Origin of the sequence: Sphingomonas sp. LaA6.9, assembly GCF_022601895.1 — a bacterium.
Lineage (GTDB): Bacteria > Pseudomonadota > Alphaproteobacteria > Sphingomonadales > Sphingomonadaceae > Sphingobium_A.
In genome coordinates, this window is the sequence record NZ_JAKVIO010000067.1 from 1 (window position 1) to 15,338 (window position 15,338).

The window sequence follows — 15,338 nt, forward strand, 5'->3', positions numbered from 1 at the left end:
GCGTCCACATCCAGAGCCTGAATCATGCCGCCATCCGGTTGGCAAGGCCAAGTACTGATTTTCCAAACAGCCTCTTAGATCTGCGGTCGAATGCAACAAGCCGACGGTTGCGGGACTGGAAACGACGACTTTTCGAACAGCCTGGTTGCGCGCGTTAAGGTAGTGGCGTGATCAAGCGATTTTTTTCCGCTGATCGGTGCTCTAATGCCGACCAGAATCGGCTCGACAGCAACAGTTTCTATCGCGCGCTGAAGGTGGACGATGTCGGGTTGATTCGGCGCGCTGCCCCATGTCATCCGTTGAGGGAGTCGGACGACTTTCACGCGATCTGAGCGGCGCATCTTGTCCATTGCGGAGATATGCGAGCTTCGCGCTAGACTGGCCGCATGATCCGACGATTCGTTCCGCTGGCATTATTGTGCGCGCTCGCAGTGCCAGTCTTCGCACAAGTGCCACCCGTAGCACCTGCACAAGCCCCTGCGCCCAGCGCCGCAACGGTGCGCGTCATTGTGGAGACGAGCGTAGGCACAATCGTGCTCGAGCTCGAAAAGGAGCGCGCGCCTGCCACCACCGCCAATTTCCTGCGCTATGTCGATGGCAAGCGCCTCGACGGGACGACCTTCTACCGCGCGATGAAGGCGGGTGACGTCGGACTGATCCAGGGCGGTGCGCGCGGCGAGCACAAGCGCGTGCTGCCCGGGATCGCGCATGAGCCGACCAGCGTCACCGGGATCAAGCACCTGGACGGGACGATCTCGATGGCGCGCTACGCGCCGGGCACCGCGACGGGCGACTTCTTCATCACGATCGGGGCGATGCCTTCGCTGGACGAGGATCGGGCCGCGCAAGGCGACAATGCGGGCTTTGCCGCGTTCGGGCGCGTCGTCGAAGGCATGGACGTGGTGCGCCGCATCCTCGACGCGTCGATCTCGCCCACGGAAGGGGAGGGCGTGATGAAGGGGCAGATGCTGGCAAGTCCCGTCAAGATCGCCTCTGCGCGGCGGGTGGTGCCGCAGTAATGGCTTATATCCTGATCTGGGAATTCCATGCGCCAGCGATGCGTGTTGCTCAGTTCGAGCAAGCCTACGGACCTGAAGGCCCCTGGGCGAAGCTGTTTGGCCGGGCAGACGGCTATCTAGGCACCGAGTTGCTTCGATCCGAAGATCAGCCGGGCCGCTATCTGACGATCGATCGCTGGGAGTCCGAGACCGCGTTCGAAATGTTCAAGCGTCTGTACGGCGCGGAATATCTGGCGCTCGACAAGAGCCTTGAGGGCATCGCCGTGGTCGAGACGCGGATCGGGGCGTTCAACGCGCCCTGATCACGTGGCATCTCCAGTTCCATCGGGCGCAATGATGTGACATTTGTCACGGCAAGGTCGCCGCGAGATGTGAAAAAGCGCATCCGCAGCCCCCGTCGGCGGGCAATGGCCGATTTCGGGATGGCCGTGGGGGCCCTCCCGTCCTGACCGGAGATATCGATGGAGACGCAACTGGCATGGCCGCGCAAGACGCGCGAACTGTGCAACCACCACATGGATTCGACAATCTGGAACGATTTTCGCTTTCGCGACGACGACATCGTCATCGCGACCTATGCCAAATCGGGGACCACCTGGACCCAGCAGATCGTGGGGCAACTGCTTTTCGCTGGGACAGAGGATGTTCCCGTCGCGGAGCTTTCGCCCTGGCTCGACCTGCGCATTCCGCCCAAGACCGAGAAACTGGCGGTCGTCGAGGCGCAGGTGCAGCGCCGTTTCCTCAAGACGCACCTCCCCGTCGATGCGCTCGTTTTCAGCCCCAGGGCGAAGTATATCTACATAGGACGCGACGGCCGCGATGTGGTGTGGAGCCTGTTCAACCACTTCATCAATGGCAATGACGACTTCTATGCCGCGCTGAACGATACGCCGGGTCGGGTCGGGCCGCCGGTGCCGCGGCCGCCTGACGACGTCGTCCAGTATTTCCGCGAATGGCTGGAAGGCGACGGCTATCCGCTATGGCCTTTCTGGGAGAATATTCGGAGCTGGTGGGACATTCGCGACCTGCCCAACGTCAAGCTCCTCCATTTCTCCGATCTGCGCGCCGATTTGCCCGGACAGATCCGTGAAATCGCGGACTTTCTCGATATCGAGGTCGATGAAGACCGCTGGGATGCGATCGTCGGGCATTGCTCCTTCTATTACATCAAGGCGCATGCGGTCAATGCCGCGCCGCTGGGCGGGATATTCTGGAAAGGCGGGGCGCAGACCTTCATCAACAAGGGCACCAACGGACGGTGGCGTGACGTCCTTACCGCCGAAGACAATGCGCGTTATCTGGCGCTCGCGGATCAAAAGCTCGGCGCGGATTGCGCGCGCTGGCTCGCCGGCGGATAGATGCCTGCGCTTTAGGCGATGCTTCCGGCCGGAACTATGCTCCGGCCGGCGGTGCGTCAGCTACACAGCTTGACGCTGAGGAAGCCCGGCATTGGGCCGTTCCAGCCGTCGTCTGCCTCTTCGTCGCGCGGAGCCTGTCGCGCCGCCCTCGGTTCGGGGCTCGGCTTCTTCTTCCGGTCGCCGGCGGCGCGTTCCTCGCGTGCGGGCGTCTCGGCCTTTTGCGGCTGCTCCGTCTTTGCGGGCTTCCTGGCCCTGGGCGCCTTCGCTGCCGGTTCGGCGGCCTCGGCGCGGACCTGCTTGGCGACCCGCTCGATCTTCTGGCCGATCAGCTTCTCGATATTCTCGATCGCCTCGACATCGTCCTTGGTGATGAAGGTGAAGGCCTTGCCCGTCGCGCCGGCGCGACCGGTACGCCCGATGCGGTGGACATAATCGTCGGGATGCCAGGGGGCATCGAAGTTGAAGACGTGGCTCACGCCCTTCACGTCGAGGCCGCGCGCGGCGACGTCGGATGCAACCAGCAGGTTGACCTCACCCTTCTTGAACAGCTCGAGTTCGGCAAGGCGCGCGGGCTGGTCCATGTCGCCGTGGATCTCTCCCGCCTTGTAGCCGTGACGCTTCAGGCTCTTGGCCAGCTCGCGCACCGTGGTCTTGCGGTTGCAGAAGATGATCGCGGTGTTGACGTCCTCCGCATCGATCAGCTCGCGCAGCACCTCGCGCTTCTTGCGCGCGTCGACCTCGACCAGGCGCTGCGTGATCTGCAGATTGGCGCTCGCGGGGCGCGAAACCTCGATGCTCTTGGGGTTGGTCAGGAACTTGTCCGCCAGCTTCTTGATCGGCGGCGGCATGGTGGCCGAGAACAGCAGCGTCTGCCGGTTCTTGGGCAGCTTGGTGCAGATTTCCTCGATATCGGGGATGAATCCCATGTCGAGCATCCGGTCGGCCTCGTCGATGACGAGCAGGCCGCAGCCCGTGAGCAGGATATTGCCGCGCTGGAACAGGTCCATGAGTCGCCCGGGCGTGGCGATCAGCACGTCGACGCCCTTTTCGAGCGCCTTGATCTGGTCGCCCATCGACACGCCGCCAATCAGCAGCGCCATCGAAAGCTTGTGGTACTTGCCGTATTTCTCGAAATTCTCGGCAACCTGCGCGGCGAGTTCGCGCGTCGGCTCGAGGATCAGCGAGCGCGGCATGCGCGCACGGCTGCGGCCATGCGCAAGGATGTCGATCATGGGCAGGACGAACGAGGCCGTCTTGCCCGTGCCCGTCTGCGCGATTCCGATCAGGTCCTTCATCATGAGGACGGGAGGAATCGCCTGGCGCTGAATCGGCGTCGGTTCGGTATAGCCCGACTCGGTCACCGCGCGCAGGAGTTCGTCAGAAAGGCCGAGATCGGCAAAGCTCATAATGTGTCCGGAAGCTGGGCGGGCCAAATTGCCGCCTGATCAGCGAGCGCGTGGCGGAAAAGCCTCTGAATGTCAAGATTTCAGCGGTCGGGCACCAGCGTGCGGAAGCGTGATATCGCACACTGGCCACCCGAGCGCGAGTGGATCATGTCGCGCTCGGCGCACATTTGGCCGTCCTGGGTCGGCTTCATGTAGAAGCCGTCGTAGAAATCGAGCGCGGGGCAGTCGTCCTCGAGCTTGGCGCGCATCCGCGTGCCGCCGCGCAGCACCAGGTCGACGCTGTCGCGTGTGGTCACAGAGGCGCCAGCGAGCGATTTCACGGGAATGCAGCGCGGGGCCTTCTTTTCCTTCCACTTGGTCGCGGACGCCTGCGGCATGACCTTGTTGCTGGCGGCGAGCGACTGCGGGGCACGCCGCTGCGGCTGGGTCTGGACGCGGATGATCACCTGTTCGCGCACCGTGACCTGAGCAAGACGCATCGGCGCAGACGCGCGCGCGCCTCCCTCCGCGGCAATCGCGGATGTCACGCTGCTTCCCGCCATCAAAAGAACGGCGAGGCGTATGCCGGTCACGTATCGATTCCCATCTCAGCCAACCCCAATGGCCCGTGCCGGTTGAACGCGCGATTAATTCCCTTCAACCCGACTATCGTCTAAATGCAAGCATCATGAACGCGCCCTCGCCCGAACTGCTCGAAAAGCTTGCACAATTGCTTGGCCCCAAGGGCTATACGGCCGACCGCGACGCAATCGCGCCCTGGCTGACCGACTGGCGTGGCCGCTTTCACGGTGAAAGCGTCGCGCTGCTCTCGCCCGCCAATGTCGATGAGGTTGCCGCGGTGATGCGGCTTGCGGGCGAATATGGCGCGCCGCTGGTCCCGCAGGGAGGCAACAGCTCGATGGTCGGCGGGGCGACGCCGCCCGCGGACGGCTCTGCGCTGATCCTGTCGCTCAGGCGCATGAACCGGGTTCGATCGATCTCGCCCGCGGATGGCGTCGTTGTCGCCGAAGCAGGAGTGATTCTCGCCAATCTTCACGATGCGGTGGCGGAACAGGGCATGCGCTTTCCCTTGACGCTGGGCGGCAAGGGCTCGGCGACCGTCGGCGGGCTGGTTTCGACCAATGCAGGAGGTACGCAGGTGCTGCGCTTCGGCACCATGCGGGCGCTGACGCTGGGCGTCGAGGCGATCCTGCCCGATGGCGCGCGCTTTGACGGTCTCAACCCGCTCAAGAAGGACAATCGGGGTTACGATATCCGTCACCTGCTGGTCGGGGCGGAGGGGACGCTGGGTGTCATCACCGCGGCGAGCCTCAGACTTGTACCCGCCATCCTCGATCGCGCGGTCGGCTGGATCGGTGTTGATGGCCCGCACCAGGCGCTGAAGCTGCTTCGGCTGATCGAGGGCCGTGCGGGCGACGCGATCGAGGGTTTCGAGATCGTGCCCGCCGATTCGCTCGCGCTTGTGCTCAGGCACATTCCGGGCACGCGCGCGCCGCTCGGCGGCGATCATCCCTGGCATGTGCTGGTCGAACTCGATCGTAGCGATCCCGCCGCCCAGGCGCCCGCCGCCCAGCTCGAGGGGCTGCTTGCCGCCGCGTTGAACGAGGGCCTGTGCCGTGATGCGACGATCGCGACGAGCGAGGCGCAGGCCGAGGCCTTCTGGAAGCTGCGTGATTCGATATCGGAAGCCGAGCGCGCGCAAGGGCCGGCGCTGCAGCACGATATTTCGGTGCCCGTCGCCGCCATGCCCGATTTCATGCTCTCCGCGGCCGAGACGATTCGCAGCGCCTATCCCGGTGTCAGTGTCAGTGCCTATGGGCATCTTGGCGACGGCAATGTTCATTTTCATGTCCGCGCGCCGGAAAACCCGCCTGCAGATTGGCAGAAAACCGCGGGCGCGGCGATCAGCCCGCATGTCCATGACCTTGTCGTGGCAGCGGGCGGCTCGATCTCCGCCGAGCACGGAATCGGCCAGATGAAGCTGGCCGAAAATGCGCGTTTGGCCGATCCTGCACGGCTGATGGCGCTCGGCGCGATCAAGGCTGCGCTCGATCCGAAGCATTTGCTCAACCCTGGGAAATTAGTCCCGCTTGCAACGGACCGAACAGCGCCATAAACGGCGCAATCAAAGATTTGCCCGATGGGGCGTTCCAGAGCACGAATTTTCAGGAGAATGGTAAATGGCCAGCGCCCCGCAGGCGAAGAATCTTCCGCTTTTGTTCAAGGACCTTGTTCCGCTTTCGACCAATGAGCACAAGGACTGGAAAGCGCGCAACGTCGAAAACGCGCCCTGGATCGTCGGCCAGCACGCCGTGCCGATCGCGATCGACGAGTTCGTTCACGCGCAGCGCTTCTACCCAATCGTCTTCTCGTCGGGCGAGGATCCCGTGCCGCTGGCGCTGATGGGCCTCAACGAGGGCGTCAACATGTTCGTCGACGATGAGGGCAAGCTCATCGATCGTCCCTATGTGCCCGCCTATATCCGCCGCTATCCCTTCATGCTGGCGCGTCTGCGTCCCGAAACCGATGATCTGTCGCTCTGCTTCGATCCCACCGCGGGCGTGATCGGCGAGTTCGACGAGGGCCAGGCGCTGTTCGACAATGGCGAGATGGGCGAGCCGGTGAAGGCCGTGCTCGGCTTCTGCGAGCAGTGGGAACAGAGCTGGCAGCGCACCCAGGCCTTCATGCAGGAGGTCAAGGAAGCCAAGCTGCTGATCGACGGCGAGGTCGCGATTCAGCCCCCCGAGGCGCAACAGCCCTTCATCTATCGCGGCTTCCAGATGATCGCCGAAGAAAAGCTGCGCGATCTGCGCGGCGATCAGGCGCGCAAGATGGTCCAGAACGGCATCCTGCCGCTGCTCTACGCGCACATCTTCTCGCTCTCGTTGATGAGCGAGCTGTTCCAGAAGCAGATGGCCGCGGGCAAGGTGCCGCTGCAGGCGGCCGCCTGACGCGACCAACTCGGTGCGCCCCGACGGGCGCCAAAAAACCGCCGCCCGGATAATGCCCGTGCGGCGGTTTTTGTTAAGGCGTGAGAAAATCTGCGCTTTCGGCGCCCAAAAATCCGTAAATCAACCATCTTGAAAGCGGATTGGGGGCGTCCTATCTTTTGATTGATGCGGTGACCGTGCTCCCCCTTTCGCGGTCCCACATTAACACGCCTCTGGCGTGTTCCTCCCTGAACCTGGCCACCTCGTGCCCATAAGCGCGAGGTGGTTTTTTATTCGGCGGCGATGGCGTGAGCGCCCCCCAGCGCTTCGTCGCTCAAGACCCTGGCCATCGCAGCGACCAGCGAATCGATGTTGCCCAGCGCGACGCGCGGGGTCCTCAAATCGTCTTCCAGATAGAGCGATCGGTCGATTTCCAGCTGGAGCGCATGGATGTTGCGGCGAGGCCTGGCGTGGGTCGCCAGCACATGCCCGCCGGCATAGGGGACGTTGTTCGCGATACGATAGCCTGCATCGAGTGCCATCGCGCCGACGAGCGCTGCATAGCGCCCCGCGGCGCTTTGGCCGAAGCGGTCGCCCAGGACGATCTGCGCCGCACCCTGCCCGAGCGGGGGCATCGAATGGACATCGAGCAGGATCGCGACGCCAAAGCGGACGCGTGCGTGCGCGAGCAGTTCGGACAGGCGCGCATGATAGGGCCGATGGTCCTCGTTGATGCGGCGCTCAAGGTCGTCGCGCGCGACGCGTCCATTCCATATCTCGCCGCCATCGCGCAGCCGGCGCGGCAGCAAGCCCAGACCTCCCGCAACCTTGGCCGAGCGGATCAGCGCCTCGCGGCGGATGGCGGGTTCGATCATATCGGGATCGATCTCGCGTTCGTGGCGGTTGAGATCGATCCATGCGCGCGCGCGCCGCGCCACGATCGCGGTGAAGCCGTGGTCCACGGCATGGCCGATGAGCGCGTCGGCATGGCGATCTTCAAGCAGTTCGAGCCGGTCGCGCGGTAACCGGCTCGCCGCGATCAGCGCATCGGGATAGTCGCGCCCGGCATGCGGCACGGAGAGGATCACCGGGTATCGCGGAGTCTCCGGGCCAAGGATATGGAACTGGGGCGGGGTGGGGGGCGCCATATATTCGACGCTAGAGAAGCGCGCACTGGCATGCAATCGGGCAGCCGCGCCAGAAAAGCTGGAAAAAATTAAGGGTACGGCGCATAATGACGACTGCGCCGCTCGCGAGATGGAGTTCGCGGGCGTTATTTTGTCGCTGGGGTGGTTCATGGTCCGCATTCTGCTTGCCGAAGACGATGATGCGATGCGCGAGTATCTCGCGCGCGCGCTCGAGAAGGCGGGCTATCAAGTCAGCGCGGTCGATCGCGGAACGGCGGCGATCCCGCTGCTCGAATCGGAGCATTTCGACCTGTTGCTCACCGACATCGTCATGCCCGAGATGGATGGCATCGAGCTTGCTCAAAAGGCGGGTATCATTGCGCCCGACATGCGCGTCATGTTCATCACCGGATTCGCCGCGGTCACGCTCAAGGCGGGCAAGGCGGTGCCGCAGGCCAAGGTGCTCTCCAAGCCCTTCCACCTGCGCGATCTTGTGATGGAGGTCGACCGCATGTTCGAGGTCGGGACCGCGACGGGGAATATCTGAACCTCCAGGGCCGGAGGCGTAGGCCAGGGATCGCAATATCGACCGCGTGGCGGCCGGCCTTGTAAACGGTTTGGAAACCATGATGGTTGATGACCGGCGTGAGGTGGGGCAGGGCGCCTGGGGGAAAGATGAGCGACATGATATCGGGTGAGGTCGTCCCGCGAAGCCCGGGCGGCATCTCGGATGATCGAACGATCCTTCAGCCGCAATGGCTTTTGCTTGCGCTTACGCCCGTCATCATGGCGCTGGTCACCTGGGGGCCGCAGCAGCATCATTATGCTGCGCAGTTGTGGCTTCGCTTCTTTTCATTGCCCACCCTGATCATCGAGTCGATCGTCATCGGCATTGCGCTGGCAAAGGGCATCCGACCGCTTGGCATAGTGCGCAGGATGCCCGTTCTTGCGCAGGCCGCGCTCGCCATTATCGTTGCGATAGACCTTGGGACTGCCATGTTCGTGGCGCCTGATCCCGGCAGCGCAATTCTGCGTGCAAACACGACGCTGATCCATTTGTGCTTTGGCCTCTCGGCAGCAGGGCTCGTCGGACAGGCGTCTGCGCAATTCGATCGCGACATATGGCGGCTGATCGTTGGTGGCCTGCTCCTCTACGCGCTGCTGCTGACATTGTATGTCGCACTGATCAGAGATCCGGCCCACTTCGATTGGGGACATCTGGGGCTCGGCGTTTCGAACATCCGGCACGTAGGCTTCTTCCTGCTTGTTGGAGCCAGCGCCTCGCTTGCGTTTGCGGTACAGGCTGAGCGCAAGCGCACCTATTGGTGCTGGATACTCGCCACCGCAGTATTCACCGCTTTCATGTTCTGGTCCGGGTCGCGCAACCCGGTGCTCGCGTTCACGGTTGCCTGTGCCATTGGTGCGATCGTGGTACCGTCCATGCGCACCTGGAAGACAGCAGAGGCTTGGACGATCAGTACATTGGGCGGGGCGTTCGCCTCGTTAATGCATGTGCCACCGCATACGGTATTCGGGCTCATACGGATGTTTGTTTCCGTGGCCGTCGAAGATCCTAACGCATTGTCTACTGGTCGGCTTGGCCTCTGGATGGGGACGCTGCGGACTTTTGCCAGTAAGCCCGTTTTCGGATTCGGGGAAGGGCAGTTCATTCACATCGTTCCCGAAGCGCAATCGATGTATCACCACCCGCACAATCTGATCTTACAGTTTCTTGTGCAATGGGGCGCGGTCGGTGCGCTTTGCGCGATGGCGCTGTTGATATGGGCGTGGTGGCGGATCGCGCATATGGCGCGCGTCTCGGCGGACCAGGTGCTGCCAGCCTTTCTGGTTCTGACGGCACTCGGCGCGGCGTCATTCTTCGACGGAATATTCTTCTTCGTCTATCCGGGCATGATCGTGACGCTGACAATTGCGCTGGCGCTCGGCACGATGTTGCGAAGCGAAGCGATTCAAGGTGCGGGGCACCCCCCGCCTGAATCGGCCAGGAGCTTTTCGAGGGGGATTTCAACCGGTTTTCCCCCATCGACGCTTTTTTCTGACAGATGGCTTGCGCGAGTCAGAATGCCCCGCTAAAGCCCGCCTCCTCGAGTGGGCGTGTAGCTCAGTGGTAGAGCACTGTGTTGACATCGCAGGGGTCGCAAGTTCAATCCTTGCCACGCCCACCATTTTTCCAGCTGACGCGTGCCAGACGGCGCAAAAGTCAGTGGGAAGATTAGCTAAAATCAACAGCGTGAAATATTCTCTCGCTTGTGCTAGGCAAGAAGAGAATGATTATTTCATTGCATTTTCTCACTTGCAAGTTGCGACCACCTTCTGGTTAAGATCTTTCCTCGAAATCCTAGTTTCCAGGAAGGCTGTTCTATGTCGCTGTACCCGATAATACTTTCGGGAGGGTCTGGTACACGATTGTGGCCGCTATCGCGTCCTCACTATCCCAAGCAGCTGCTTTCTCTGGCTTGTGAAGCGACAATGCTGCAGGCAACGGTTGCACGATCAGCGTCGGACAATTTTTCGCCTCTCATCGTGACTGCCGAAGAACATCGCTTTCACGTCGTTGACCAGTTAAAGGCAATCGGCGTCACTCCGGCGGCTATTCTACTGGAGCCTGAGCCTCGGAATACGGCTGCCGCGATTGCGCTCGCGGCGGAATCACTCGCGGCGACTGATTCAGATGCAGTGATGCTCGTTATGCCGTCCGATCATGTCATTTTGGACGAGAAGGCGTTTCATGATGCCGTTCGCAAAGGAATCCCAGCGGCCAAGGCTGGCCTGATCGTCACGTTCGGCATTTCACCAGACCGACCCGAGACGGGCTACGGCTATATCGAGTCTGCTCAGCCGCTCTCTGACCTCCCAGGCGTTCATTCGGTCGCGTGCTTTACGGAAAAGCCCGATTCAGAAACGGCCCAAGCCTATGTTGGTGGTGGTCAACATTATTGGAACAGCGGGATCTTCCTCTTCACGGCGCGCACCTATCTTCAACAACTGGAACTGCACGCACCAGCAGTCGCCTCAGGGTGTCGCGCGGCCATGACGAACGCCGTTACCGACGGCCACTTCGTGAGGCCAAATCGTGCGGATTTTATCACCAGCACCAATATTTCAATCGACCATGCTGTGATGGAACAGACGGACAAAGCAGCAGTCGTTCCCGTTTCCATGGGCTGGTCGGACCTTGGTTCCTGGCACTCCGTGTGGGAAATTGGAGACAAGGATCAAAATGGCAATATTACCAAAGGTGATGTCGTTGCGCTCGATTGCCATAACAACCTGTTCCGATCTGAAAATGGCCCGACGATCGCTGCGCTGGGAGTGTCCGATCTCGTGGTCGTGTCGGCGCGCGACGTGGTGTTGGTACTACCGCGCGATCGAGCCCAAGATGTGCGCCAACTTGTGAATGTCATCGGTGCATCAGGGCGCGCTGATGCCCTGCATGCGATTGTGCATCGCCCCTGGGGCACATACGAGACAACGGATCGTGGCGATCGATTCCAGACCAAGCGGATCGTGGTGAAGCCTGGTCAGAAACTGTCGTTGCAGCTGCACCATCACCGAGCAGAACACTGGATTGTGGTTTCGGGAACCGCGCGCGTGACGATCAATGACGAGGTTTCTCTTCTCCGGGAAAATCAGTCCACCTATGTGCCCGCCGGAGCGACACACCGTCTCGAAAATCCAGGACATATCCCCCTCCACCTGATCGAGGTTCAGTGTGGGCCGTATCTCGGCGAGGATGACATTGTGCGTTTGGAAGACAATTACGGACGCGTCGAATAGCGGCGTCCTGGGCGATGGTATAACTCGAGAATGCCAACATCCCGGCGCGCTCGCCAAGTAATCGACGTCAGCGCAATGACCTCGTCGGTCCGGTCGGGCGCGTCGTTGCGGCAACCCCGACGGGAGTGATGCGCTAGATCATTGCGCTTGAAATAGGAATCGGAGGCGCTTTGGCTTGCCGGGCACGAACCCTGAGGGGCGATCTTCACGGCTTGAGCCAATAGCGGATCACCATCGCCACCAGCCCAAGCGCGGTAATGCTGGTCGCCCAGATCAGCGCCATCCAGCCGATGCGTTTCCAAAGCGGGGCGGGGGCTTCATCCGTCATCAGTGATAGCCATCATGCCCCACCTTGCCGCGAAAGACCCAGTAGGACCAGGCGGTATAGGCGAGGATCAGTGGAATCATGACCCCGGCGCCGACCAGCATGAAGAGCTGGCTGCTCTCGGCGGCAGCGGCGTCCCAGATCGTCACGGCGCCCGGTACGACATAGGGGAACATGCTTATCCCCAGCCCCACGAAGCAGAGCAGAAAGATGAAGAGCGCGATCAGGAAGGGCGCGCGCTCCCATTTGCGCTTCAGCGCGATGAAGAAGAGCGCCGATGCGATCGCGACGATCAGCGGAACCTGGGCTGCGAAGAGCACATTGGGCATCTCGAACCAGCGGTGCCAATAGGTCGCCTCGAGGAAGGGCGTGGCGAGGCTGACTGCGGCGATCGCAATCAGCGTCGCGGGCCCGAGATACCATGCCAGCCGCCAGGCGTGCGCCTGCGGGGCGCCCTCGGTCTTCATGATCAGCCAGGTCGCGCCAAGCAACGCATAGCCGATGACGACGCTGGCGCCGGTCAGCAGGCTGAAGGGCGTCAACCAGTCGAGCCAGCCACCGGCATAGGCTCGGTCGACCACGGTGATGCCCTGCAGCAGCGCGCCCAGCGTGATCCCCTGCGCAAAGGCGGCGAGAAACGATCCGCCCGTGAATGCGAAGTCCCAGAAGGCGCGGTGACCGGGATCGCGCCAGCGGAACTCGAATGCCACGCCGCGAAACACCAGCGCGAGCAGCATCGCTATGATCGGCGGATAGAGCGCGGGCATCACGATCGCATAGGCGAGCGGGAAGGCCGCGAAGAGCCCGCCGCCGCCGAGCACCAGCCAGGTTTCGTTGCCATCCCAGACCGGTGCGACCGAGTTCATCGCGGTGTCGCGCTCCTCGCCCACGCCGAAGGCGGGGAACAATATGCCGATGCCCAGATCGAAGCCGTCCATCACGACATAGGCGAAGACGCCGAATGCGATGATGAACGCCCAGACAGCGGCAAGATCGAAGTTCACGTCGCTCATGACGCTGTCTCCACCGAAGATGCGGGGGTAATGCCGGCAGTGCGGATCGGGGCTGCTTCGAGCGCTTCCTCGCCGCTGTGCGGCGGCTTGTGCATCAGCTTCAATATGTACCAGGTGCCAATGCCGAACACCGCGAAATAGACGATGACGAATGCGATGAGCGAGGCACCGACCGCGGGCGCGGCAAGCGGGGAGGCGGAGTCGGCGGTGCGCAGCAGGCCGTAGACGGTCCAGGGCTGGCGACCGACCTCGGTCGTCACCCAGCCCGCGATGACCGCGACGAAGCCCGAGGGCGCCATCAGTAGCGCAAAGCGGTGCAGCAGCGGCCAGTCGTAAAGCGATTTGCGCGCGCGCGCGACGAGACTCCAAAGCCCAAGCGCGAGCATCAGCACGCCAATGCCCACCATGATGCGGAAGGACCAGAAGACGATGCCGACGGGCGGATGATTTTCGGCAGGCACGGTATCGAGCCCGGCGAGCGGAGCGTCGGGATCGTGCTTGAGGATCAGCGAGCCGAGCTGGGGAATTTTCACCGCCCAGTCGACCCGCTGTTCGTTGGTATCGGGAATGCCGAACAGGTAGAGCGGCGCGCCTTCGGGGTGGCTCTCGAAATGGCCCTCCATCGCCATAACCTTGGCTGGCTGGTGCTCGAGCGTGTTGAGCCCGTGCTGGTCGCCGACGAAGATCTGGACGGGTGCGACCAGCGCGGCCATCCACATCGCCATCGAGAACATCTTGCGTGCGTGCGCATTGGAGCGGTCTCGCAGCAGGTGCCAGGCGCCGACGCCACCCACGACGAGCGCCGTGGTGAGATAGGCCGCGATCACGGTATGGATCAGGCGATAGGGGAAGCTGGGATTGAAGATGATCGTCCACCAGCTTTCGCCGGGGACAAACTGGCCGGCCGCATTGATCGCGTGCCCGACGGGCGTCTGCATCCAGCTATTGGCCGAAAGGATCCAGAAGGCCGAGATGAATGTACCGATCGCGACCATCAGTGTCGCCATGAAGTGCAGGCGCTTGCCGACCTTGTTCATCCCGAACAGCATGACGCCGAGGAAGCCGGCTTCAAGGAAGAAGGCTGTCAGCACTTCATAGGCCATGAGCGGGCCGATCACCGACCCGACCTTGTCCGAAAACACCGACCAGTTGGTGCCGAACTGGTAGGACATGACGATCCCCGAGACGACACCCATCGCAAAGGTGATCGCAAAGATCTTCAGCCAGTATTTGAAGAGGTCGAGATAGAGGCTTTGCCCGGTCTTCAGCCACAGTCCCTCGAGCACCGCGAGATAGCTTGCGAGCCCGATCGAGAAGGCGGGAAAGATGAAATGGAAACTGACGGTAAAGGCGAACTGGATGCGCGCGAGCAGGAGTGCGTCGGCATTTTCGAACATATGGCCATCCCTTGTGAGGACGGTCCCCGGAATTGCGGGGATCGGAGGACGAACCAGGCCCTCGCCCGACGCTAATGCGCCCTTAGTGCCCCGATCTCAAGAGGCTGCAGGTGCCAATGCGGCTCAGGCGGTTGCAGTTTTTGCAACCAACTCGAGTATCTGCGGCGCGCGCTCGCGGTGACAGATCAGGAGATCGGGCAAATACGGATTCTCGCGATTATAGACGAGCGGGCTGCCGTCGATGCGCGAGACGTGCAGGCCGGCGGCGAGGGCGACCGCGACGGGCGCGCAATTGTCCCATTCATACTGGCCGCCGGTGTGAAGGTAGATGTCGGCTTCGCCGCGCAACACCGCCATTGCCTTGGCACCTGCGGAACCCATGGGGACAAGCTCCGCATCCAGCGCCTCGGCTACCGCGACGGCTTCGGCGGCGGGGCGCGTGCGGCTGATGAGCATCCGCAGCGGGCTTGCCTCGGGCGTGAGCTGCGGGGGTTTGTCCGTGGCAAGCGTCAGCCCGAGGCCGGGCAGCGCCACCGCGCCGACGACGGGGCGACCATCGATGGCGAGCGCGACATGCACCGCCCAGTCGTTGCGCCCCTCGCCATATTCGCGCGTGCCGTCGAGCGGATCGATCACCCAGACGCGCGATACCGCGCAGCGCGAGATATCATCCTTTTCCTCCTCGGACAGGATCGCGTCGTCGGGGCGCTCGGCGCGCAGCCGGTCGAGGATCATCCGGTTGGCGACGCGGTCACCCTCCGCACCCAGCGCCTTGCCGCCCGCCGGGCGTGCGGCGCGGAGCTGAAGCAGCATCGCGCCGGCTTGTTCGGCGAGCGCGTGGGCGAGCAGCGCGTCGGTCATATCGCTGCTCATTTGAGGGGCATGATCTTGCGGATGATGTGTTCGGCGGCTTGTTCCGGGGTCATCTCGACGGTGTTGACGCGGATTTCGGGGTGTTCGGGGGG

The 15,338-nt window shown here is 62.6% G+C and carries 15 protein-coding genes and 1 tRNA gene; 9 read left to right on the forward strand and 7 right to left on the reverse strand.

Annotated elements, in window-relative coordinates; all coding sequences use genetic code 11:
* Positions 1-386 precede the first annotated feature (386 nt).
* The 3 genes from MKI88_RS20400 to MKI88_RS20410 all read left to right on the forward strand — a co-directional run bounded on the left by MKI88_RS20400 (position 387) and on the right by MKI88_RS20410 (position 2,377).
* Entirely contained in the window at positions 387-1,019 is a 633-nt protein-coding gene (locus MKI88_RS20400; RefSeq protein WP_241633390.1) for a peptidylprolyl isomerase, read from the forward strand.
* The gene (locus MKI88_RS20405) at positions 1,019-1,321 is read left to right on the forward strand and encodes an antibiotic biosynthesis monooxygenase (RefSeq protein WP_241633391.1); all 303 of its coding nucleotides are present in this window, start codon (positions 1,019-1,021) and stop codon (positions 1,319-1,321) included. The genes MKI88_RS20400 and MKI88_RS20405 overlap by 1 nt, the downstream gene beginning before the upstream one ends.
* A gap of 159 nt (positions 1,322-1,480) precedes the next feature.
* Entirely contained in the window at positions 1,481-2,377 is an 897-nt protein-coding gene (locus MKI88_RS20410; protein WP_241633392.1) for a sulfotransferase domain-containing protein, read from the forward strand.
* A gap of 56 nt (positions 2,378-2,433) precedes the next feature.
* On the opposite strand, the gene MKI88_RS20415 is transcribed toward MKI88_RS20410, so the two are convergent.
* Entirely contained in the window at positions 2,434-3,783 is a 1,350-nt protein-coding gene (locus MKI88_RS20415) for a DEAD/DEAH box helicase (protein ID WP_241633393.1), read from the reverse strand.
* Positions 3,784-3,863: 80 nt separating this feature from the next.
* Positions 3,864-4,355: a hypothetical protein gene (locus tag MKI88_RS20420; protein ID WP_241633394.1), complete on the reverse strand. Its 492-nt coding sequence runs from the start codon at positions 4,353-4,355 to the stop codon at positions 3,864-3,866.
* A 95-nt stretch (positions 4,356-4,450) separates the two neighbouring features.
* Here MKI88_RS20420 and MKI88_RS20425 point away from each other — a divergent pair, with 95 nt between their 5' ends.
* A complete protein-coding gene (locus MKI88_RS20425) occupies positions 4,451-5,899 on the forward strand; it encodes an FAD-binding oxidoreductase (protein ID WP_241633395.1) in 1,449 nt (482 codons plus the stop codon).
* 64 nt (positions 5,900-5,963) lie between these two features.
* Complete coding sequence (locus MKI88_RS20430) at positions 5,964-6,734, forward strand: SapC family protein (RefSeq protein WP_241633396.1); 771 nt, start codon at positions 5,964-5,966, stop codon at positions 6,732-6,734.
* Positions 6,735-7,003: 269 nt separating this feature from the next.
* On the opposite strand, the gene MKI88_RS20435 is transcribed toward MKI88_RS20430, so the two are convergent.
* Positions 7,004-7,861, reverse strand: coding sequence for an N-formylglutamate amidohydrolase (locus MKI88_RS20435; protein ID WP_241633397.1), 858 nt, complete (start codon positions 7,859-7,861; stop codon positions 7,004-7,006).
* Positions 7,862-8,009: 148 nt separating this feature from the next.
* Here MKI88_RS20435 and cpdR point away from each other — a divergent pair, with 148 nt between their 5' ends.
* The 4 genes from cpdR (at position 8,010) to MKI88_RS20455 (ending at position 11,638) form a co-directional block, all read left to right on the forward strand.
* Positions 8,010-8,387: a cell cycle two-component system response regulator CpdR gene (gene cpdR, locus MKI88_RS20440; protein ID WP_241633398.1), complete on the forward strand. Its 378-nt coding sequence runs from the start codon at positions 8,010-8,012 to the stop codon at positions 8,385-8,387.
* A 128-nt stretch (positions 8,388-8,515) separates the two neighbouring features.
* Positions 8,516-9,934 carry an O-antigen ligase gene (locus MKI88_RS20445; protein WP_241633399.1) on the forward strand — a complete coding sequence of 473 codons (1,419 nt, stop codon included), beginning with the start codon at positions 8,516-8,518 and terminating at the stop codon, positions 9,932-9,934.
* 17 nt (positions 9,935-9,951) lie between these two features.
* Positions 9,952-10,026, forward strand: a tRNA-Val gene (locus MKI88_RS20450).
* Between the two features lie 196 nt (positions 10,027-10,222).
* Entirely contained in the window at positions 10,223-11,638 is a 1,416-nt protein-coding gene (locus MKI88_RS20455; RefSeq protein ID WP_241633400.1) for a mannose-1-phosphate guanylyltransferase/mannose-6-phosphate isomerase, read from the forward strand.
* 205 nt (positions 11,639-11,843) lie between these two features.
* Here MKI88_RS20455 and MKI88_RS20460 read toward each other — a convergent pair whose 3' ends face one another.
* The 4 genes from MKI88_RS20460 to MKI88_RS20475 form a co-directional block, all read right to left on the reverse strand.
* Positions 11,844-11,966, reverse strand: coding sequence for a DUF2474 domain-containing protein (locus tag MKI88_RS20460; protein ID WP_241633401.1), 123 nt, complete (start codon positions 11,964-11,966; stop codon positions 11,844-11,846).
* Complete coding sequence (gene cydB / locus MKI88_RS20465; protein ID WP_281063770.1) at positions 11,966-12,976, reverse strand: cytochrome d ubiquinol oxidase subunit II; 1,011 nt, start codon at positions 12,974-12,976, stop codon at positions 11,966-11,968. Before cydB ends, MKI88_RS20460 begins: the two co-directional genes overlap by 1 nt.
* Positions 12,973-14,373, reverse strand: coding sequence for a cytochrome ubiquinol oxidase subunit I (locus MKI88_RS20470; RefSeq protein ID WP_241633402.1), 1,401 nt, complete (start codon positions 14,371-14,373; stop codon positions 12,973-12,975). Before MKI88_RS20470 ends, cydB begins: the two co-directional genes overlap by 4 nt.
* Positions 14,374-14,496: 123 nt before the next feature.
* Positions 14,497-15,246 (reverse strand): 3'(2'),5'-bisphosphate nucleotidase CysQ, encoded by a 750-nt coding sequence (locus MKI88_RS20475; RefSeq protein ID WP_241633403.1) that lies wholly within the window; start codon positions 15,244-15,246, stop codon positions 14,497-14,499.
* Positions 15,247-15,338: the final 92 nt, after the last annotated feature.